26 protein-coding genes and 1 riboswitch are annotated in these 20180 nt (G+C 30.2%); of the genes, 12 read left to right on the top strand and 14 right to left on the bottom strand.

Annotation, left to right across the window (positions count from 1 at the left end; genetic code table 11):
• The first annotated feature begins 14 nt into the window (after positions 1-14).
• The gene (locus ACF91D_RS06350; protein ID WP_119625495.1) at positions 15-449 is read left to right on the top strand and encodes a GNAT family N-acetyltransferase; all 435 of its coding nucleotides are present in this window, start codon (positions 15-17) and stop codon (positions 447-449) included.
• Between the two features lie 217 nt (positions 450-666).
• Here the strand turns inward: ACF91D_RS06350 and vraX are convergent, their stop codons facing one another.
• The 6 genes from vraX to tsaT all read right to left on the bottom strand — a co-directional run bounded on the left by vraX (position 667) and on the right by tsaT (position 4640).
• Positions 667-831 carry a C1q-binding complement inhibitor VraX gene (gene vraX, locus ACF91D_RS06345; RefSeq protein WP_157946389.1) on the bottom strand — a complete coding sequence of 55 codons (165 nt, stop codon included), beginning with the start codon at positions 829-831 and terminating at the stop codon, positions 667-669.
• Positions 832-2024: 1193 nt separating this feature from the next.
• Positions 2025-2201 (bottom strand): hypothetical protein, encoded by a 177-nt coding sequence (locus ACF91D_RS06340; RefSeq protein WP_162846374.1) that lies wholly within the window; start codon positions 2199-2201, stop codon positions 2025-2027.
• 314 nt (positions 2202-2515) lie between these two features.
• Positions 2516-2647 carry a hypothetical protein gene (locus tag ACF91D_RS06335; protein ID WP_257044437.1) on the bottom strand — a complete coding sequence of 44 codons (132 nt, stop codon included), beginning with the start codon at positions 2645-2647 and terminating at the stop codon, positions 2516-2518.
• A gap of 125 nt (positions 2648-2772) precedes the next feature.
• On the bottom strand, positions 2773-3729 hold the full coding sequence (locus ACF91D_RS06330) for an arsenic resistance protein (protein WP_107528007.1): 957 nt from the start codon (positions 3727-3729) through the stop codon (positions 2773-2775).
• Positions 3730-4028: 299 nt separating this feature from the next.
• Positions 4029-4286 carry a hypothetical protein gene (locus ACF91D_RS06325; RefSeq protein ID WP_107513435.1) on the bottom strand — a complete coding sequence of 86 codons (258 nt, stop codon included), beginning with the start codon at positions 4284-4286 and terminating at the stop codon, positions 4029-4031.
• 168 nt (positions 4287-4454) lie between these two features.
• Positions 4455-4640 (bottom strand): type II toxin-antitoxin system toxin TsaT, encoded by a 186-nt coding sequence (gene tsaT / locus ACF91D_RS06320; RefSeq protein ID WP_119625553.1) that lies wholly within the window; start codon positions 4638-4640, stop codon positions 4455-4457.
• A gap of 336 nt (positions 4641-4976) precedes the next feature.
• Between tsaT and ACF91D_RS06315 the strand changes: the two genes are divergently transcribed.
• Positions 4977-5183 (top strand): TM2 domain-containing protein, encoded by a 207-nt coding sequence (locus ACF91D_RS06315; protein ID WP_042739724.1) that lies wholly within the window; start codon positions 4977-4979, stop codon positions 5181-5183.
• 533 nt (positions 5184-5716) lie between these two features.
• Positions 5717-5932 (top strand): YozE family protein, encoded by a 216-nt coding sequence (locus ACF91D_RS06310; RefSeq protein ID WP_392436698.1) that lies wholly within the window; start codon positions 5717-5719, stop codon positions 5930-5932.
• 7 nt (positions 5933-5939) lie between these two features.
• Here ACF91D_RS06310 and ACF91D_RS06305 read toward each other — a convergent pair whose 3' ends face one another.
• From ACF91D_RS06305 to ACF91D_RS06285, 5 genes are all read right to left on the bottom strand, one after another.
• Positions 5940-6179: a hypothetical protein gene (locus ACF91D_RS06305; RefSeq protein WP_042739726.1), complete on the bottom strand. Its 240-nt coding sequence runs from the start codon at positions 6177-6179 to the stop codon at positions 5940-5942.
• Positions 6180-6413: 234 nt separating this feature from the next.
• Positions 6414-7709, bottom strand: coding sequence for a CitMHS family transporter (locus ACF91D_RS06300; protein WP_042739727.1), 1296 nt, complete (start codon positions 7707-7709; stop codon positions 6414-6416).
• A 581-nt stretch (positions 7710-8290) separates the two neighbouring features.
• Positions 8291-8542, bottom strand: coding sequence for a hypothetical protein (locus ACF91D_RS06295; protein ID WP_042739728.1), 252 nt, complete (start codon positions 8540-8542; stop codon positions 8291-8293).
• A 259-nt stretch (positions 8543-8801) separates the two neighbouring features.
• A complete protein-coding gene (locus tag ACF91D_RS06290; protein WP_042739729.1) occupies positions 8802-9329 on the bottom strand; it encodes a GNAT family N-acetyltransferase in 528 nt (175 codons plus the stop codon).
• A 956-nt stretch (positions 9330-10285) separates the two neighbouring features.
• Positions 10286-10711 (bottom strand): organic hydroperoxide resistance protein, encoded by a 426-nt coding sequence (locus tag ACF91D_RS06285; RefSeq protein ID WP_042739730.1) that lies wholly within the window; start codon positions 10709-10711, stop codon positions 10286-10288.
• Positions 10712-11039: 328 nt separating this feature from the next.
• Between ACF91D_RS06285 and aroD the strand changes: the two genes are divergently transcribed.
• Both aroD and ACF91D_RS06275 read left to right on the top strand, forming a co-directional pair.
• Entirely contained in the window at positions 11040-11759 is a 720-nt protein-coding gene (gene aroD, locus ACF91D_RS06280) for a type I 3-dehydroquinate dehydratase (RefSeq protein WP_107512404.1), read from the top strand.
• A 67-nt stretch (positions 11760-11826) separates the two neighbouring features.
• Entirely contained in the window at positions 11827-12366 is a 540-nt protein-coding gene (locus ACF91D_RS06275) for a nitroreductase family protein (protein WP_042739732.1), read from the top strand.
• A 66-nt stretch (positions 12367-12432) separates the two neighbouring features.
• On the opposite strand, the gene ACF91D_RS06270 is transcribed toward ACF91D_RS06275, so the two are convergent.
• A complete protein-coding gene (locus ACF91D_RS06270; RefSeq protein ID WP_042739733.1) occupies positions 12433-12753 on the bottom strand; it encodes a thioredoxin family protein in 321 nt (106 codons plus the stop codon).
• A 142-nt stretch (positions 12754-12895) separates the two neighbouring features.
• On the opposite strand from ACF91D_RS06270, the gene ACF91D_RS06265 reads away from it, so the two are divergent.
• From ACF91D_RS06265 to ACF91D_RS06235, 7 genes are all read left to right on the top strand, one after another.
• Positions 12896-13249 (top strand): arsenate reductase family protein, encoded by a 354-nt coding sequence (locus ACF91D_RS06265; RefSeq protein WP_042739734.1) that lies wholly within the window; start codon positions 12896-12898, stop codon positions 13247-13249.
• Between the two features lie 174 nt (positions 13250-13423).
• Complete coding sequence (gcvH, locus tag ACF91D_RS06260; RefSeq protein ID WP_042739735.1) at positions 13424-13804, top strand: glycine cleavage system protein GcvH; 381 nt, start codon at positions 13424-13426, stop codon at positions 13802-13804.
• A gap of 297 nt (positions 13805-14101) precedes the next feature.
• Positions 14102-14494, top strand: a complete 393-nt coding sequence (locus ACF91D_RS06255) for a toprim domain-containing protein (protein WP_042739736.1) — start codon at positions 14102-14104, stop codon at positions 14492-14494.
• On the top strand, positions 14491-14790 hold the full coding sequence (locus ACF91D_RS06250; RefSeq protein WP_107512406.1) for a thioredoxin family protein: 300 nt from the start codon (positions 14491-14493) through the stop codon (positions 14788-14790). Before ACF91D_RS06255 ends, ACF91D_RS06250 begins: the two co-directional genes overlap by 4 nt.
• Before the next feature lie 55 nt (positions 14791-14845).
• Positions 14846-14953: riboswitch (SAM riboswitch) on the top strand.
• An 83-nt stretch (positions 14954-15036) separates the two neighbouring features.
• The gene (locus ACF91D_RS06245; protein WP_042739738.1) at positions 15037-16062 is read left to right on the top strand and encodes a methionine ABC transporter ATP-binding protein; all 1026 of its coding nucleotides are present in this window, start codon (positions 15037-15039) and stop codon (positions 16060-16062) included.
• The gene (locus ACF91D_RS06240) at positions 16055-16750 is read left to right on the top strand and encodes a methionine ABC transporter permease (RefSeq protein ID WP_042739739.1); all 696 of its coding nucleotides are present in this window, start codon (positions 16055-16057) and stop codon (positions 16748-16750) included. Before ACF91D_RS06245 ends, ACF91D_RS06240 begins: the two co-directional genes overlap by 8 nt.
• A 22-nt stretch (positions 16751-16772) precedes the next feature.
• Positions 16773-17585 carry a MetQ/NlpA family ABC transporter substrate-binding protein gene (locus ACF91D_RS06235; RefSeq protein WP_042739740.1) on the top strand — a complete coding sequence of 271 codons (813 nt, stop codon included), beginning with the start codon at positions 16773-16775 and terminating at the stop codon, positions 17583-17585.
• Positions 17586-17811: 226 nt separating this feature from the next.
• Here the strand turns inward: ACF91D_RS06235 and ACF91D_RS06230 are convergent, their stop codons facing one another.
• Together ACF91D_RS06230 and ACF91D_RS06225 are read right to left on the bottom strand one after the other, a co-directional pair.
• Positions 17812-17934, bottom strand: a complete 123-nt coding sequence (locus ACF91D_RS06230) for a hypothetical protein (protein WP_269667680.1) — start codon at positions 17932-17934, stop codon at positions 17812-17814.
• 861 nt (positions 17935-18795) lie between these two features.
• Complete coding sequence (locus tag ACF91D_RS06225; RefSeq protein ID WP_107512407.1) at positions 18796-19824, bottom strand: hemolysin family protein; 1029 nt, start codon at positions 19822-19824, stop codon at positions 18796-18798.
• Positions 19825-20180: the final 356 nt, after the last annotated feature.

Below are 20180 nucleotides of genomic sequence, written 5' to 3'. Positions count from 1 at the left end.
TTAGGAGTAACCTTATGGAATATAAAATTGTAAATACACAACATTTATCAACAATTGAACTCATAGATATTATGAGGGAACGAATCAAGGTGTTTGTAGTTGAACAAAATTGTCCCTATCAAGAAGTTGATGAGGAAGATGAAAATGCACTTCATGTTATGTTAAAAGATCAAAATAAGCTGGTTGCGTATACTAGAATTATTGAACGTGAGAATGATATTAGTTTTGGTCGCGTACTCGTAACTGAAAAATATAGAAAGCAACAATATGGTAAACAGATTGTTCGTCAAACAATTGATGAAATCAAGAAGCGATATAAAAGTGGCATAATTAAAATTTCGGGACAAGCACATTTACAAAAATTTTATGAATCATTTGGGTTTGAATGTGTGTCAGAAAGCTATTTAGAAGATGGTATTCCTCATGTTTCGTTAGAACTCACATTCTAATTGAATAAAAAATAAAAACCGCCTAGTTGATATTCATTGAAATGAATGACAATAGGTGGCTTGTTTTTGTAAAAGTTAATAGTTATTAAGACTAAATTAATAGTAATTATTTTTGATAAAGTAAAATACTTTATCCCCCTTAAATTGTAAAAGCTATTTTTGTGAGACGTAGTTTATGTTTATATGAGTCGTTAATTTATTAAGAAACTGTATAGAATTATTTTGTCATTTTATCTATATCTTGGGAAACTAATGTAAGTAACTCTTGTGTTTCCTCTTCTGTTAGATCGTCTGACCCTTTAATTCGAATTACAGATCCTTTGTCTGTCTTAACGTGATAAACCGGCTCGTCGTCTTTATATACTTTACGTAGTATTTCCATTCCATCATCCCTTTTTTATCTCAATCTTATGTCATATCAATCATGATTAATGTGTCATAAGATAATGATACGAATTGCTTAAATCATACATTAAATAAAACAAACTATTAATGTCTCTCTTATAGGATAACTTTTTAGTTAATTCTTTTCCAACAGTATGTATTGAATTATTAGTTTTTTTGAGTGGAAGTATATTTTTATATCATATTAATTAAAGTTTCAAACGGTTAATTAATATAACGGATATGTTTTTTTAATTAAATGCATATATTTGTGTTTTTATAAAATGAAAATGGGTAAATTTATATTAAGCACTAGAAGTCCTCCAAACTTTTGTGTGAATTATATTTTCTTAGGCTCATCAAAGACCAAAATCTTTGATGGGCTTTGTTATTGTTATCGATACTCTGTATTGTTATTGCTCGCTTACCTAGGGGGCTGGGTCGAGCCTTGATCTCGACACGCATCCTGCTCCCTCAGGTGTCTCGCAAACAATACTGTAAAATTAAAAGCAGTAAATATCAAGACAACGATTTTAATATAATTCAATTTCCTTACACACACGCTAGCATACTAGGTAAAAGGAGATATTCTATCTATCTATCTATCTTTCTGATTCGTATTGCTCGCTTAGCTAAGGGGGATGTGTCGATCCTTGGTATCGACACTTATCCTAAACCCTCAAGTGTTTTGCAAAACAATACGAGGTTCATATATGTTATTACTACAAAAAATAAGACACTTTCGTATAATTTAATAAACATCACTAAACTATATTAACGAGGTATCTTAAGTATAAGAATTATTACATGTCTCAATATACTCTACCAATGCAAACTGAAATACTTATACCTGAAAATGATATCGCATAAATTGTAAATCATTTAGTAGAAACAATCCCATAAATATTAAACGTCAATTACTAATACACAGGGATATAACCTATAGTAATTGACGTTTTCATAATTTTTTATAAACTGTAATGCGTTGCTTCAATTTGATTAATTAAATGTTTCTTTGGAAGTACTACGATAGTATAACAATTTAATTTCTACCAAGTTATTTGAATTTGTAATTTATTATATATTCAGTTGGAGTTACCTAAACGACAGACTAAACACTTTTCATAAATGCAAACTGTGTAATTCGGTAAGTTTTAATGATTAACGTTGAAATGATAGTTATCTCATTGATTATTCTATATTATTTTTTAATTTCTCATCCATATTTAGTGCAACATCTTTTAATAATTGAGTAGTCTCTTCTTCGGAAAGGTGGTTATGTGATTTCACCTTTATTATTAATCCTAGATCGGTTTTTATATAAAAAATCGGTGTTTCATCTTCATATATTTTTCTTAAGATATGCATAATATCACCTCATTTTACTATCAACTTATCTGCAAAGTGATTCAAGCGACAACTATACGGTATTGAGGTAAGTGTAAAATTTCATCTTCATTCTATTCTATAGTATTTTAGTAAAAATTGGTAATGATACGTTTTCAAAATAGCGCTAAATACTTAGATTTGCTATGGAAAAATGATTTATTAAATAGGTGAATTAAGTAATAAAATAAAAACACTTAGCAAAGCATACACAGAATCTTAAAATAGCTGGATGTTGTATATAGCCTTATTTAGCTAAGTGTTTGAAAGAATATAATAATTTTTGGAAATGTACTTTATAGGTTTGCATTACTCTCTATTTCATCTTCTTCTAAGTCATCTTCAGGAATAAAACTAATAGTAGCTGCCAATTTAACTAATAGGAAAAGTGAACCGACACCTAATAACATTAACAAGAACCTTTTCATTATATAATCTCCTTTGCTTGATATGCGTTGAGATAATTATACCAAAAAAGGTTGTTCTAGGTATATTTATATATATGTTTAAAATTATATATATTTTATGGATAGAATTTGAATTGTACTTAATTCTATCGCCAGATTAACTTTGGTATGAATTTGATATAGATTATTTCTCCTAATAGTTCTACTATTGTTTGTGTAACAACTACAATTGTTGCGACATTCGAAATATTATTAGGTAGTGCAAAGGTTATTGGTAAGACCACAAGCGCATTTCTAGTTCCAGAACTAAATGCTAAAGTGCGTTTTGTGTTAATTTCTAAGTTGAAAAGCTTACCGCTTAAATATCCAAGTAATGGGGCGAGTAACAGATATATAATATAAATAGGAATAATCATATATATGATAGCTAGATGCGATGTAATTTTATGGATTTGTGAACTTACAATTACGAATAAGACTAATGCCATGATTATTTCAGGAAACCAATTAGTAATGTGTAACCACTTTTGAGCTTTTGTATTTTTAGTACTCATCCTCTGTAATATCAAAGCTAAGATTAGCGGTATTAAAATATAAGTTATGAATGTATGTAAAAATGGTTGTAAAGCAATCGATGGTATCGTTATATGATTTAAAAATAAAGTTAAATAAATAGGCAAGAAAATGATTTGTAATATAAGTAATATAGGTGTAGACATTAACATGTATTGTGCATTACCTTTACCTAATGCAGTAAATACAATCACATAATCAATACATGGCGCAAGTAATACTAAATAAAGTCCTATTAATATACCTGGATCCGTAATATGGAATACAGAAATTAAACAAAAAACAAATATGGGTATTAATATAAAATTTGAGAAAATAAGTGCAATTATAAATTTAAAAGAAATTAATCTGCCCTTAAATTTAAAAAAGGGGATTTGAGAAAACATAAAAAACATAAGTAGCGTCAATAATATTGGAATCGCAGGTTCAAATAATTTTGTAAAATTTGGAATATATAATCCTAGTAAAGCAGCGAATACAAGTGATAATAGATAGATATAAATTTGACGTTGTTCTATAAAATTTTTCATATTTTAACTCCTTAAATTAAAAACAAAACACACAACTATCAATTTATCATTTTGAACGTTGTGTGCTTAACTAAGCTTTTATTTCTTTTTGTCTTGTACCATAACTTTATTTTCTATAGAATCGTTATTTGAATTATCGATACTTAACAATAGTGCTCTTATGATTAAAATACCTGTTAGGAGTAATAAGAGATTTTTTATTAATTTCATTGTCATCACGCACCTATCTTTAGTTATGGCACAAAATATATATTGGAATAAAAATAAATAAAACCATTCTGTTGAATAAATTTGATATGTTAATTTTCGTTTTGATCGTCTATAGTGATTATCTTATTTTCTTGGTCTACTGATACAAATAGTCCAGGGCTGTTATTCTCAACAGTTGCTTCGGTAACCACGCCATTTGTTGTAGAAAATGTTACTTGACTCAAAATTCCCATGGCGTATTCATTAATTGGACTAACTATTGAAATAGAAGCTTCATCCTCTTGAATAACGAATTGTTTTTTACTGTTATTTTGAACTTTCCACTGTGGTAAATAGGTTAACTTCAAGTGTAAACCTCCTTATGTCCGTTTTGATTTCTACTTACTTACATTATAAACGAAATAACGAGGTTGTACTAATAACTAAATTTAAATATATATTGGTTAATAAAATAAAAAAATATTCTAACAATCACCATTAATAATAAGATGATTATTAGAATATTAGTGTTATTATTAATGACCAAAAATTAAAACAAAAAGGATGCCTACAACACCAAAGACAATCAAAATAACTGTTAATCCTAATAGTGATTCTTTTGCTTCTTTTGATCCACGTACTTTGTATGCTATAAGTGAAGCTATACCACTAACTAGAAAGATAACTGAAAGCCAAAGTACAATCATAAAATGTAGAGTCAAAACTCAAAACCTCCTCTATTTGTATAAAAATCAAGTTTTGATAGACGTATATTTTGAGTATGACGCCTAAAATAGTTATTTCAATATTTTTTAACAAATTCATCTTATCACTAAATACTTTGTTACAATAGTGTCATTTTGAAATGTTCACTGTTTTATAATATATATCGTATTAACCTTTTAACGCACTTTAAATAATTGAAGACCACAATCGTAATTAATACTCGGTACTAAAATGATTCATAGTTATTTTATGTAATGCGATGTTAAATATTTAATTAATTAAGCATGATGATATATAATAAAAATATCAATTTTATGTTAGGAGCATTTATTATGAATGAAGTAAACAAAGTTATTTATATTGTCTTAGCGTTATTTTTAGGTGGTTTCGGAGTTCATAAATTTTATGCTAGAAAAACGGGAATGGGCTTATTATTCTTGGTATTCTGTTGGACTGGCGTGCCACATGTACTTGCAATTATTGGTGCAATAATTACTGTATTTAAACCTGCTGATCAAAATGGAAATGTTTTAGTTTAATAAAAAATGCTTATATAATTAATGATTCGCTTGAGTATGGAAGGTAAATTGACCATTTTAAAAAAAATAAATACAGGTTATAAACTTCATATTCTAAACTAGAGGGCTCATCCATTTATTGTGGAGATGAGTCTTCTTTTAATTTGAAAAGCTATAATTGGACAGAGATTACTATTCTAGCTAAATAAGTTCATAATATTTATATTCCTGTCAATACGTAGTCATTAAAGAATGATGAGACATTAATAAGCAAGTGTCTAAATAGTATTAATATCAATTTAAAGGCCAAAAAACGCCAACGATAAAGCAGTTGGCGTTATAGTTAGTTATGTTAACTAAAATTATAACTAATTTTAACAAAATTAACAGTTACATTTAAAACGGCGTAACATAAAGGTTGAATGGCTTTAAAATCAAAATTTGGTAATTTATACACGATAGACAAATTTGAATATTTTGATATGATGAACGAAAGATTTATATAAAAAATATAAAAACGATATAAAATATATTAGATTGATGAGGTATGGCATATGACTTTCCATGATTTTGTAATTAGCTTTGAAGAAGATAATACACCTTTAGGATTCTTAGCACACAATATAATTGGAGATAAAAACTTTCCAAAACAAGCGACTTGTTACAATGAATTGCATGCTTATTTTTATCGTAACTATATCGATCAACAACTTTTAGCAACTGCTAACAGAGCACTAAGTTTGTATAATTCAAATCTTAATCGTGCATAATCATTATTTAATTTGGTGCATAATACCAGTTTTGTTGTTCTAAAGCGTTTTTTATATCAGTTGTTTTGAAATTGATTTCGTTATTTCTGATAGAGAACGGTTTAATTATATTTTGAGCCATCCAACTATTAATAAGTTCTTGAGGCAATCCATCTAATTCCATATCACTTTTACTTATTACAAAGCATTCCCAATCAAGCGAAATAGTAGAAGGGTTAATATAATTACATTCACCAAGCGGTTCCATAAATAAACACTCCTTAATAATGTAAATTGTACGTTAAGTTTTACCCAAGTGTTTACAAATTAAAACTGTTTTTATAATAGAATTATTATAAAATGTATTTTTGAACGATATCATCAATTATTTATATTTTTCAAGAAACGTAAAACTATTATTTATTATATTTCCATGACACATAAAAATAAAACCTGAAATAGCTAATTGGCTGTTTCAGGTTTTATTAGATTTCATATTAAATTACCAAGGAATGATACCGAGTATACAAGCGACTAGTATCATAAATAAGCTAGAACCAATGGCCCATTTAATTACAATACGTTGGTTTTGACCATATTCGATATCTAACATACCTACAAGTAAATAACCAGCAGCATATAAAGGACTTAGTACATGAAGTGGTTGACCAAGCACTGATGCTCTAGCCATTGCAACTTTTGAAATACCAAATTGCTGTGCTGATTCTGCTAAAATTGGTAGGACACCATAGTAGAATGGATCATTTGCCATAAAGTATGTAAATGGCCCACTCAGAATAGCTGTGATTAATGCGAAGTGATTACCCATTGCATCCGGAATGATATGTACTAAGGCATTTGCCATTTCATTTACCATTTTCGTACCATTCATAACTCCTGTAAAAATACCTGAAGCGAATACTAAACTGATTACTGCAAGTACATCGCCAGCATGTTTTTTGACTACTGAATTTTGAATACTTAAATTTGGATAGTTTACTAATAAAGCTACGCCAAACCAAAGCATGAATAATACTGGAATTGGTAATAATCCAATAATTAAACAGATAATTAATGAAATTGTAAGAATAGCGTTGGGAATAATCATTTTTGGTCTTTTTAATAATGATTCTTCTTTAGTATCAGTTTTAGTGACATCATCTAAATCGATGTCAGTATAAGATGTGATAAATTTTCTTGAACGTTTACCTAAAATATAAGCGACAATAAAGGCAAAGACTATACCTGCAACCATAGCTGGAATAATAGGTATAAATACTTCTTCCGTTGTTACTTGTAATGAAGAAATTGCTCTCGCAGTAGGTCCACCCCAAGGTAACATATTCATAACACCGATAGATAACAGTGCTAAAGTCGAAAGTGTGTAAAGACTCATGCCAATTTTCTTATATAAAGGCATCATTGCGGTAACGGTTATAATAAAAGTTGTAGTTCCATCGCCATCTAATGCAACCATTGAAGCAAGTATGACGGTTCCAAATGCAATTTTTACAGGATCCCCCTTAACAACTTTTATAATTTGATTAATAACAGGTTCAAATAAACCAGCATCAATCATAACCCCGAAATACAAAATAGCAAAAGTAAGCATAATACCAGTTGGTGCTACAGTTTCTATTCCTTCAAGCATGAACTTGCCTATGCCCGCATAGAATCCGCCGATAAGTGCAAAAATTGTTGGAATAACAATTAACGCAATTAAGGCTGACATTTTACGTGTCATAATAAGTATCATAAAGATAATAATCATGACGAAACCTAAAATAGCTAAATTCATATTTTAATCCCCCTTATTTTTATCATTATAGCGCTTTCAGAATATTTTTAAAATTAAAATTGCTATAAAATTGAAAAAATTTATTTAAATTAAGAATTGTTAATATAACTACAATATTTCAAAAATAATTATTAGCTAAATTTATACTATTGAGAGGAGGATTCTTGGGGAAATTCATTATTACTCATTTTTTAAATAGGTAGTTATGAAAATTAGTTATATAGACAGCTAATAGGGGAGGCAGCATTCAAATTATAGCTGATGATAAATGGATTGAAACCAATAGAATTATATGGAGGTAGCATATTTTTATAATCAGTGCAGATGAATGTTTAACAATATTTAAAATACCAAAGAGAGTAGAATGAGCATTATGGGCAAAGAGAATTGAACTATTTCTTATTTCAGCGAATAATATATTAAGCCGTTAATAATATAGAAAAAGCCAACCCTATAGATTGATTGAATCATTGTAAAGGATTGGCTTTCTTCTTAAATTTTTGTTTTAAGCTATTAAAAATGTCAGCTTTTATTTTGATATGAATACATTATGTATTAAATAAATGAAACTGTGTTAATTATTAAATTAACGAATTCCATAATGGGAATGACAATAATATGAAAGAGAAAATACTCACACACATTGCAAATATGTTAGCAATACGATCACCGCGTAAACATGCGTAAATATTGATTAACAATACACCTAATATAAATAAACCGCCTGCAATGATTGATAAATTACCATCTAATATTTTATTTACAACGAGTAATGGTGTGGCAAGTGTAATTAATGATAAAAATAATGACAATAATGTTGTTGCATATTTCAACTTGTTCAGTCCTCTCAATATTTAAAAGATGAATGAAAATATCTACTCAATTTTAACTTAAATAAAAGTGTTATACGTACTCACTAAAAATGATATTTGGTTCTAAATGTAATTGCAAGTAATTATAAAAAAGTTTTATAAAAGGTTTGAAATGTATGTAGGATCATTTAAACTGCTCAATACAGAAAAGAGACGTCAATTTCCTTAAATTATATAAATTTTATACGATACAACAATGTAGTACGGTTCAATTATTTAATTATTCTTGTTCGTTCTCTAAAAAATTATAGATTAGCCAATGTTCATCAACATAACGCTCACCATATTTTCTAGCATGATGTTCTAGTACAAGTGTTTCAAAATTCAACTGGCTAAAAAATACTTTGCCACTAATATTGTTAGAAATTAAAGAAGTTAATAATATTTCAATTTTCTTTTCTCTACAAATTTGAAATAAATGTTCCATCAATAGTTCTGCGATTTGCTCTTTTTCTTCATGATCTGAGCCGTTAGCGCATAAATTTTCTATGATCGCTTTGTGAGTTAATCCATAAGATTGATCATGAATTAAAGTCGCGGCACCAACTAATTCACTACCTTCAAACACACCAATTACGTTATGATGATTGTTATTTATATCTAGAATATCGGTGAGTACATTTTTTGATATGCAGTGTTCATTCTGGTATTTCCACGCGTATACTTCAAGTTTTTTATGGATGCCTTGCAATAAAAGCGAATAATAAATCGATAAATCTTCAACTGTCAAATAACGAACGTTTCTCATTAAAAGGCCCCCTAAATATTTGAAGTAAAAACTTAAATCAATATTTTGATAATTTTATTATAATATTAAAGGAAAAAATTTATTTGAGCAATACTATTTTTGATTTTTTATGAAAAGTTAGTAGTACGTTTAATTTGAATATAAAATAATCTATCAATTATAAAATGTGTAAATTTAATTAGTTGAATTTTTTTAGAACTCATTTATATATAAAAATTATGATATAATGTGGTGAGATACATATTTGAAAGAGAGGGCAAAGATTGTGACGTCAATTATCACAATAGTTGTTTCGCTAATCGTTCTTGTCCTGATTGCTTTTTTGGTTTTAATTACTTATTTTATCTTAAATGATAAAGACGACAGATTCTAATATTTATTTGATGATTTATAAAAAGAAATCAAGATTTAAACAAAAAAGATTTTGGGACAAAAATCCTAGAAAAATAGCACTCAGATAATTGAATTTAATTTATCTGAGTGCTATTTATTTTATATTATGTATTGTTGGCTCGCTTTCCTAGGGGACAGCTTCAGCCTGTAGTCTTCAGCTTGTCCTGTTCCCTCAGGAGTCTCGCCAAAATACGTCGTTCCAATAAAAATTCAAATTAAAATATACTTAATAAAATAAGGCCTTTTCATATAATTTGATAATCACTACTAAGTTAAATGAACAAGGTGTCTTAAATATAAAGGTCATGACATGTTTCAACTTATGCTGCCAATGGCAATTTCAATACATATTTCTTTAAATGATATGTCATGCTATGTTAATACAATCGTTGAAATAATCTCTGACAATAAAAAAATGAATTCAAACATCATCGTGGAACGATGTCTTATCATTCTAAATGAATATTAAAAAGGCAATTTCTATATGATTTCAATAGAAATTGCCTTCTTATCGTTGTCCAAGAAATTTGTTTCTTAGACGCTTTGTATTTTATATTAAGTGCTTATTTTACTACTTCAACACTTAAATCTACATCAATATTGCCACGTGTTGCTTTTGAATATGGGCAAAAGTCGTGTGCATCTTGTAAATACTTTTCAGCATCTTCTTGTGATAATACATCTTTCACTTTTGCATCTATTGAGACGCTTAATTTTGGACTTTCTGCTTCAGGATCGTCTTCTAAACGGACTGTTAAAGTTACTTCTGGTTCTGCACCACGAACTTTATTTTGTTTTAAAATTAAATCAAATGCACCATTAAAGCATGACGCATAACCTGCTGCGAATAATTGTTCAGGATTTGTACCCTTTTCAGCATCAGCTTGAGCTGGTGGAATTACCGCTACGTCAATTGCTTTGTCATCAGTTTGAACGTGTCCATTACGTCCACCTGTATTTGTTGCTTTCGTTTCATATTTTACTGCCATTTAAAATACCTCCTTAAGGTCTTTATTCTTATGTCTACCCATTGTATAAAATTTAAACCATAGGAATTCGTTTTCATTATAAAATAAATTTTAATATGCTTGATGCAATATGCATATACCATCAAATTGGAGTGTATTATAGGCAGAAATGACTCAGGTTATGTAACGGGACTGGTTGTAATAAATAACTTTATCGTGGTGTGAAATGAATAGCGCAGTAAATGTGTTATGTATTGCTGATTCTGCTGAAAATAATAACTTGGCATTGTGTTATTTTCAAAATTTGTTATACAATAATTTTAATTATCTTACAAAGGGAGTACATATAATGACAAAAGTCGATATTGCTGTGACGATAGCTCCAGAAAACAAAATAACTGAAGAAACACTACAACAATTAAAACTGTATAGTGACTCATTTGAAATTATTGAATTGCGCATAGATCAGTGGCAAGCGTACAATAATGAATTATTGGAGCAAACTATTGAGTCAATAAAAGAGTTGAATATCAATAAACGATTATTGGTGACTTATAGAACGCAATCACAAGGTGGTGCAGGAACACTTGAAGATGATAATTATAGACAATTGTTATTCAATATTAGCAATGTCAATGGTGTTGATTTACTAGATATTGAATTTGACAAGTCTGTTAACAGAGATTTATTCATAGCACTTGTAAATGATGTGGAATCACAAGGTGTGGAAACTGTATTGTCATATCATGATTTCAAACAAACGCCGCCTATAGAAGAATTAAAGCATTTATATTTTAAAATGCATCAATTGTCACCAAGCTATATCAAGGTTGCTGTGATGCCACATGACAAGATGGATGTGCTACGCTTGTTAGAAGTGGTTTCTGAAACCGCTGATACAGTATCAGAAAAGGTGATTGGCATATCAATGTCTAAATTAGGTATTGTTTCAAGGACTGCGCAAGGTGTATTTGGTGGAGTAGTTTCCTATGGTTGTTTGGATACACCGAAAGCACCTGGTCAAATTCATGTTGAAACATTGAGAGCACAGTTGAATCTATATGAGTAATTTGAAAATATCGTCATTCTACATTATAATTGATAATAGTTATCAATAGAGAAAGGGCGATATAACTATGGAACTGCAAGAGGCTATTTCACAACGTAGAAGTGTAAAAATCTTTAAGAGAGATATGACTATAGATGAAGATGCATTATATGATGCGATTAAAAAGGCTGCTGATGCACCTAACCATGGACACAGGGAACCGTGGAGAGTGATTCACGTTGCTAAAGATAGATTGGGAAATATGAGTAAACAACTAACTCAAATTGCGTTTCATGATAAACCGAAAAAGCAAGAAGATCACTATCAAGTCGTTACTAATTTAGGTGGTATGTTGGTCTTGATTTTAAAGGAAGACCCTCATCAATTAGAAGGTTTAGAAGATCATTTGGCGTTTGGTGCTTATGTACAAAATTTAATGCTATTGTTGCATGAAGCAGGAATAGGTACATGTTGGAAGACGCCGCCTTATATTTTTGACAAAGAAGTCCAAGCTCTATTTAATATTCAGGAAAACGAACGTTTACTAGGATTTTTATATTTAACTGACTTAGAAGATAAAATGAATTATAGACCACGACATACCGAAAATATAATTGAAAAGTTTTAGCCCATTAAAAAAGGAGTGAGACCAAGAAGTCTATATCAATAGATTTTAGTCTCACTCCTTAATTTATTATTTAAATGTTTCTGCTAAGAAAGATTCAACTTGTTCTGGTGATTTAGCATTTGCAGAATGTAAGTGTGCTAATTTATTTCCATCTTTAAATACGAGTAGACTTGGAATTCCCATCACTTCATTGTCTGCAGCTACATCTTCTAATTCATCTCTGTTAACTGTAAACCATTGGTAATCATTATATTTTTCAGTTATTGGATCAATCCACATATCCATAGCTTTACAATCAGGGCACCAGCCTGCTTCGAATTTAACAATGACTGGTTGATCACTTTGAATTGTCTCTTTAAATTGATCAGTTGTATTAATAGGTTGCATAATTAATTCTCCTTTTTGATAGATTAGTAATACTATTATAGCGAAATTATAATTCTAATAAAAAAAATTAGCTTAATAATTAGAGCGTTTTATGAATAAATTTGATATATTAGTGATAACTAGACATAGGAGGTACAGAATAATGATAAAATTTTACCAGTATCCTAATTGTACAACATGTAAAAAAGCAGCAAAATTCTTAAAAGACTATGGCGTTAGCTTTGAACCAATTGATATTGTACAACACACACCTACTAAGAGTGAATTTAAAGAAATTTTAGCTGGAACAGATATTGAAATTAATAAACTTTTCAATACGCATGGCGCAAAATACAGAGAGTTAGGTCTCAAAGATAAGATAAATGATTTAACAGATGATGAAAAACTAGATTTACTAGCTTCAAACGGTATGCTAGTTAAACGACCACTTGCTGTATCTGGTGATAAAGTGACTGTTGGCTTTAAAGAAGACGAATATAAACAAGTTTGGTTATAAGACAATATTAGTCATGGCAATCAAGTAAAGCATAATAAATTTACAAAAAATGAAAACGCTTTATAAAAATGAGCGAAAAACGGTTGAAGGTGCAATGTTATCCCACTTTATAGTTGCCCTAATACCTTTCATATGGCATCATGAATATGTAATAACATTTAGGAGGGGATACTCGTGGCAGTACCAAACGAATTAAAATATTCTAAAGAACATGAATGGGTAAAAGTTGAAGGAAATACAGCAACAATTGGTATTACTGAATACGCTCAAAACGAATTAGGAGATATCGTATTCGTTGAATTACCAGAAGTTGATGATGAAATTAATGAAGGCGACACTTTTGGTAGTGTTGAATCTGTAAAAACTGTTTCTGAATTATATGCACCACTTTCAGGTAAAGTACTTAGCTCAAATGATGAGTTAGAGGATAGCCCTGAGTTTGTAAATGAATCACCATATGAAAAAGCATGGATGATTAAAATTGAATTAAGTGATGAAAGCCAATTAGAAGATTTATTATCAGCAGAACAATATTCTGAAATGATTGGTGAATAAACATGACTGAAACTCCTTGATCCTTTGAATCTGGGAGTTTTATTTTTATATGTAAAAATAGTGCAAATTATATTAAGGGGATGAATAATCTTTAACAATATAAAAAGAAGATGTTATATGCCGTGGTAATGCATAAAATAGATGCAATAATTAAATGTGAACAATTAAGTTATAGTCACATTTATCTAGAGTGTGCAAAGGTTACATGATAAAAATGTAAATAATGTTTATGCTTATTAACTAATGTGAAAAACTTAATAGAAGAGAATAACTATCAACATTTAGAGGGTGGATATCATGACGATACTGAACCAAGTAATCATTGTCGAGGGGAAGTCCGACAAGAAGAGGGTAAAGCAAGTTATAGATCAGCCAATTGAAATTATTTGTACGAATGGTACAATGGGCGTTGATAAATTAGATGCAATGATTGAATCATTATATGGAAAACAAGTGCATATACTTGTTGATTCAGATAATGAAGGTGAAAAAATCCGTAAATGGTTTAAACGTTATTTAAGTGAAAGTCATCATATTAGAATTGATAAACAATATTGTGAAGTTGCAAAATGTCCAAAGCCATATCTCTCACGAGTCCTAGAAAAAAATGGATTTAAAGTAAAGGATGAAGAGAGCATGGCAAAGGCTCAAATAGATTATATAGCTGAAAGGGTTAGTTTATTAACATGAACGTAGCAAAAGAAACGCGTGTCGATATACATGAACACGATGATAAAGAGAAATCACTGGTGTTTGGCTATACACCTACGTGTGGAACATGTAAAATATCTGAACGAATGTTAGACATCGCTAATGAAATCTTACAATTACCAATTACGAAAGTGGATTTGAATTTTTATCCAGAATATAGCCAAAAGCACGAAATTCAATCTGTACCCGTACTATTAGTCATGTCAAAAGGACAAGAGATAAAGCGTATTTACGCATTTCAGTCGGTACCTTATTTATTAGAAAATTTAAAATAGTTATTGACGAATCTCTAGTGCGATGGTAGGATTATTGATAATTAAATAAATGAAACTCTTATCACGAGAGGTGGAGGGATGTGCCCTACGAAGCCCGGCAACCGTCTGTAACAGAAATGGTGCCAATTCACAAAAAGTCTTATTGGACTTTTGGAGATGAGAGAAGCGGCAAATGCTTTCTCTATTCTTCGGTGAACAAGGGAAAGCATTTTTTAATTGATAGAGCAATACAAGGAGGCAACTATGATGATTGAGTTAAATCAAATAGTGAAAAGGTACAAAACTAAGAAACAAGACGTACTTGCTGTAGATCATGTTGATTTAAGCATTCAATCAGGCTCAATCTTTGGGGTAGTTGGTTTTTCTGGTGCAGGAAAGAGTACTTTAATCAGACTCTTAAATAATCTCGAACAGCCTACTTCAGGAGACGTTATCATTGATGGCGATACTATAGGGAAACTATCAAAATCAGAATTACGTAAAAAACGTCAAAAAGTGAGCATGATATTTCAACATTTTAACTTACTATGGTCAAGAACGGTTTTAAATAATATTACGTTTCCATTAGAAATTGCAGGTGTTTCAAGATCAGAAGCGAAACAACGTGCACTAGAACTAGTGGAGCTAGTAGGATTGAAAGGTAGAGAGGACGCTTATCCGTCAGAACTATCTGGTGGTCAGAAACAACGTGTTGGTATAGCAAGAGCATTGGCTAATGAGCCGAATGTATTACTATGTGATGAAGCAACGAGTGCACTTGACCCCCAAACAACAGATGAAATCTTAGATTTGCTGTTGAAAATCAAGGAACAACGTAATTTAACAATTGTGATCATTACACATGAAATGCAAGTCATTAGACGCATATGTGATGAAGTAGCCGTGATGGAAAATGGCCGAGTAATTGAACAAGGTGCAGTAACATCTGTCTTTGAAAACCCACAACACGATGTGACAAAACGTTTTGTCAAAGATGATCTAAATGATGATTTTGATGAGTCTATTACTGATTTAGTACATATTGATGATAATTCGTATATCGTACGTTTAAACTTTACAGGTAATAATACGACTGAACCACTTATCTCATATATTACAAAAACACATGATATTGATGTGAATATATTAGAAGCCAATATCAAACATTCTAAAGACGGTTCCATCGGATTCTTGGTATTACATTTACCGTCATTAGATTCAGAAAAGTTCGAAAAGTTCAAAAATGATTTAGAAGCGCAACATGTTTCATTGGAGGTGTTAAAGCATGGGTAATTCATTTAGTGACATACTCCAAGAAATGATTACAATGCCAAATGTTCAATGGAGTGAGGTTTGGATTGCAACATACGAGACATTGTATATGACAATTGTTTCTACGATATTTGCATTTATCTTTGGTTTGATTTTAGGTGTGTTATTATTCTTATCTGCTAAAAGTGATTCGAAGGCAGCTAGAATATTTTATAATATTGTATCGTTCATTGTTAACTTGTTCAGAGCGATACCATTCATTATCTTGATATTACTATTAATTCCTTTTACAAGCTTAGTACTTGGAACAATTAGTGGACCTACTGGTGCTTTACCAGCACTAATTATCGGTGCTGCACCATTCTATGCACGATTAGTCGAAATTGCATTTAAAGAAATCGACAAAGGTGTTATCGAGGCAGCATGGTCAATGGGTGCAAATACTTGGACTGTAGTTAAAAAGGTATTAATTCCTGAAGCAATGCCAGCATTAATCTCAGGTATTACGGTTACTGCCATCGCATTAGTTGGTTCAACGGCAATTGCCGGAGTTATTGGTGCAGGTGGGTTAGGTAACTTGGCATATTTAACTGGATTTACCCGAAACCAAAATGATGTCATTTTAGTTTCAACTATTTTAATACTTATTATTGTCTTTATCATTCAATTTATTGGTGATTGGGCTACAAATAAGATAGATAAGAGATAAAATTAAAAGGAGACTTAACGATATGAAAAAATTATTTAGTTTTGCTTCGGTTTTAGTTCTTGCACTTGTTTTAGCAGCTTGTGGTAATGGCGGCGGGAAAGATAAGACCATTACAGTTGGAGCATCACCAGCGCCACATGCAGAAATTTTGGAAAAGGCTAAACCATTACTTAAAGACAAAGGTTATAACTTAAAGATTAAAACAATTAACGACTACACTACGCCAAATAAATTATTAAATAAAGGTGAATTGGATGCAAACTTCTTCCAACATACACCATATTTAAAAACAGATAAAAAAGACAAAGGTTATAAAATTGAATCTGCTGGTAACGTACACTTAGAACCAATGGCTGTATATTCTAAAAAATATAAAAGCTTAAAAGACTTACCAAAAGGTGCAACAGTTTACGTATCAAACAACCCAGCTGAAGAAGGTAGATTCTTAAAATTCTTCGTTGATGAAGGTTTAATCAAATTGAAAAAAGGTGTAAAACCTGAAGACGCAACATTTAAAGATATCACTGAAAACAAAAAAGATATTAAATTTAACAACAAACAATCTGCAGAATACTTACCTAAGATCTATCAAAACCAAAAAGCAGATGCTGTAATTATTAACTCAAACTTTGCTATCGATCAAAAATTAAGTCCACAAAAAGATTCAATTGTTGTTGAGAAAGCAAAAGATAATCCATATGCTAACTTAATCGCAGTTAAAGAAGGACATAAAGACGATAAGAAAATCAAAGCATTAATGGAAGTATTACATTCTAAAGAAATCAAAGACTACATTAATAAAAAATATGATGGTGCAGTAGTACCAGCAAAATAACATCATGAATTTAAGTAAACCCTTTAACCTTAATGGTTAGAGGGTTATTTTATTGCTAAATAAAACTGAAAAAGGGCAAAAAAGTGCAGAATGTGCAAATTATCGGAAATTGATCACAAAAAATACACTCCAATTTGGAGTTATTAAACTTGTTTTGTTATACGTGAACACTTTTATATGTTCTGTGATAGCAAACAAAAAGATGATTCCTTGCATAATCTAATAATTAATGCGCAGAGTCATCTTTTTCTTTTTCTCTTTTTTCTTCTTCTAACTCTTTAATGAGTTTTTCATTTTCTTTAATAAGCTCATCCAAGTTATAATCACCGTCAAGTTGCATAAATGGCATTTTCATCACTCTACTTAAAATTTATTTTTTTAGGTGTTCCTTTTTTAGCTTCTTCAAGACCTTGTTTCAGTTCTTCCATTAATTCCTCGTAAGTCATTTCGCCATCTAGTCGGATAATTTCCATATATTCATCCCCATCACTCTACTTAAAATTTATTTATTTGTTGTCTCTTTTTTTGCATCTTCGATAGTCTGTTCAAGTATTGCAATCAGCTCATCATAAGATAATTCTCCATCTAATTGCAACGGTTTCATTTTTTATCATTTCGCTTTAAATATTGTAAGTTAATAATACAATGTTACCCAAATTTAGTAAATATAATCTGTAAGAATAATGAAGTTATGGAAGAAATGCGACTCCTTAGTAAATGTTTAAATATAAATTAAAGTGTATACATTAATATTAAAGGGCGATTAATTATATTATATTGCTACTTAAAATTATGTAATAAGTGATAATAATAGATACAAATGAGGTGCGTATTTATGAATGTTGGACTGATATTAGTAATAGTTATTTGTTGTGGGTTATTGCCTGTAATTATTTCAATAAATGAAAAGAAGAAAAAATAGTTCCTGCCGTATAAAAGTTTGGAAGTTTGAGTCATATTAATTGTGTGCAAGAACTGTTGTATCAACATTGTGCTATAGCGTAGTGGTGTGTATGAAAGCAAATGGTCAAGTTATAAGGTCGATTTGAACAGGATGTGTTGAAGTGTGTAGTGGTCAGTTGAAAGCCATCTGACTATTAATAGTATCGTAAATAAATTTATTGTTAGTACATAAATAAAAAAAGAACAAACACTCAATAAATGAGATGTCTGTTCCTTAAAAAGAATCTTCAATTACTTAACTTATAAATTATACACGATCGTGCTCATCTTTGATGTCACCGACAATTTTTTCTAAGATGTTTTCCATAGTTACGATACCAAGTGGTTGTTGCTTGTCATCTTCGATTAACGCAATATGAATTTGATGTGCTTTCATTTGTTCTAAAGCGTAATGTGCTTTTGTGTCGGGCTTTAATTTAAGAATTGAATTGGTAATTGTCTCGAGTGAAGTAACATTATCTTTGAGTAAATCTTTGGCATGAATATAGCCGATAATATTACTTTTTTCTCCTTTATACACAGGGAATCTTGTGTAATGTGCCTTGCTAATATAAGACTTTGTGTCATCATAACTATCTTGTACATTAATCACAGCTACATCTGCCATTGCTACATACCCATCTTGAAGTTTCATTTCGTCAAAGGCAAACGCTCTGTTGATATGCGTTAATTCATTTTGCGAAATTTCTCCACCAGCATGACTTTCTTTCAATAGTAACTTGATTTCTTCCTCAGAATGATATATTTCACTTTCCTTTGCAGGCGTCATACCAAATAACTTTAATATTAATGTCGCTGAACCGTTAAGTATAAAAATAAATGGATAAAATAATTTAGAAAACAAGATAATAGGTTTTGCGATTAATAAAGTAATTTGTTCCGCTTTTTGGATAGCGATTGTCTTTGGTGCCATCTCACCAATTGCAACGTGTAAATAAGTTGCAATAACAAATGCACCGATAAGTGTGAAAACATGTATCAAAGTGTCTGAAAGTCCTAAACTACTGAATAAAGGATGTAGTATGAATTCGAATGTCGATTCACCAACCATACCGATACCTAGAGCCGTTATCGTGATACCCAATTGACAGGCAGCTAAATATTCGTCGAGATTGGACACGACTTGTTGTGCAGCACGTGCTCGCTTGTTATTCTGTTTTGCGAGTGTATTAATGCGTGATGATCTCACCTTTACGATAGCAAACTCGGTCGCTACGAAAAATGCTGTTAATGCTAATAAAATGATAAAAGTCAATAAACTAAATAAGGTTCCCAATAAAGAATTAATTCCTCCTAAATAATTAAGTTCAATCATATTGATTGAACTATTATTATAAATAAATCAAAAATAAAAGTCTAATGTAAAGAATGAATTTTATAGTTAAAATACACAAAAATTAAATGAGCAAATTCAATTATTACATTCTATTAATGAGTGTGTATTGATTCTATGATAAGCGCATATTTTGATTTATATGTCTAAATTATAGTATTGAGAACATTACTTCATATTTTATCAGTTAATCAATGCTTAGTATCATTATCAAAAATCATTGTGTTTTAAGAACTATTTTAATTTAGCGCTTGAAAAGGTTTATATTCGGATGTAACTAAGTTATAATTATTAGTTGT

The sequence above is a fragment of the Staphylococcus sp. 231237_7MaSpsaltlick genome, assembly GCF_043107035.1.
This window is presented reverse-complemented; position numbering and strand designations above follow the sequence as displayed.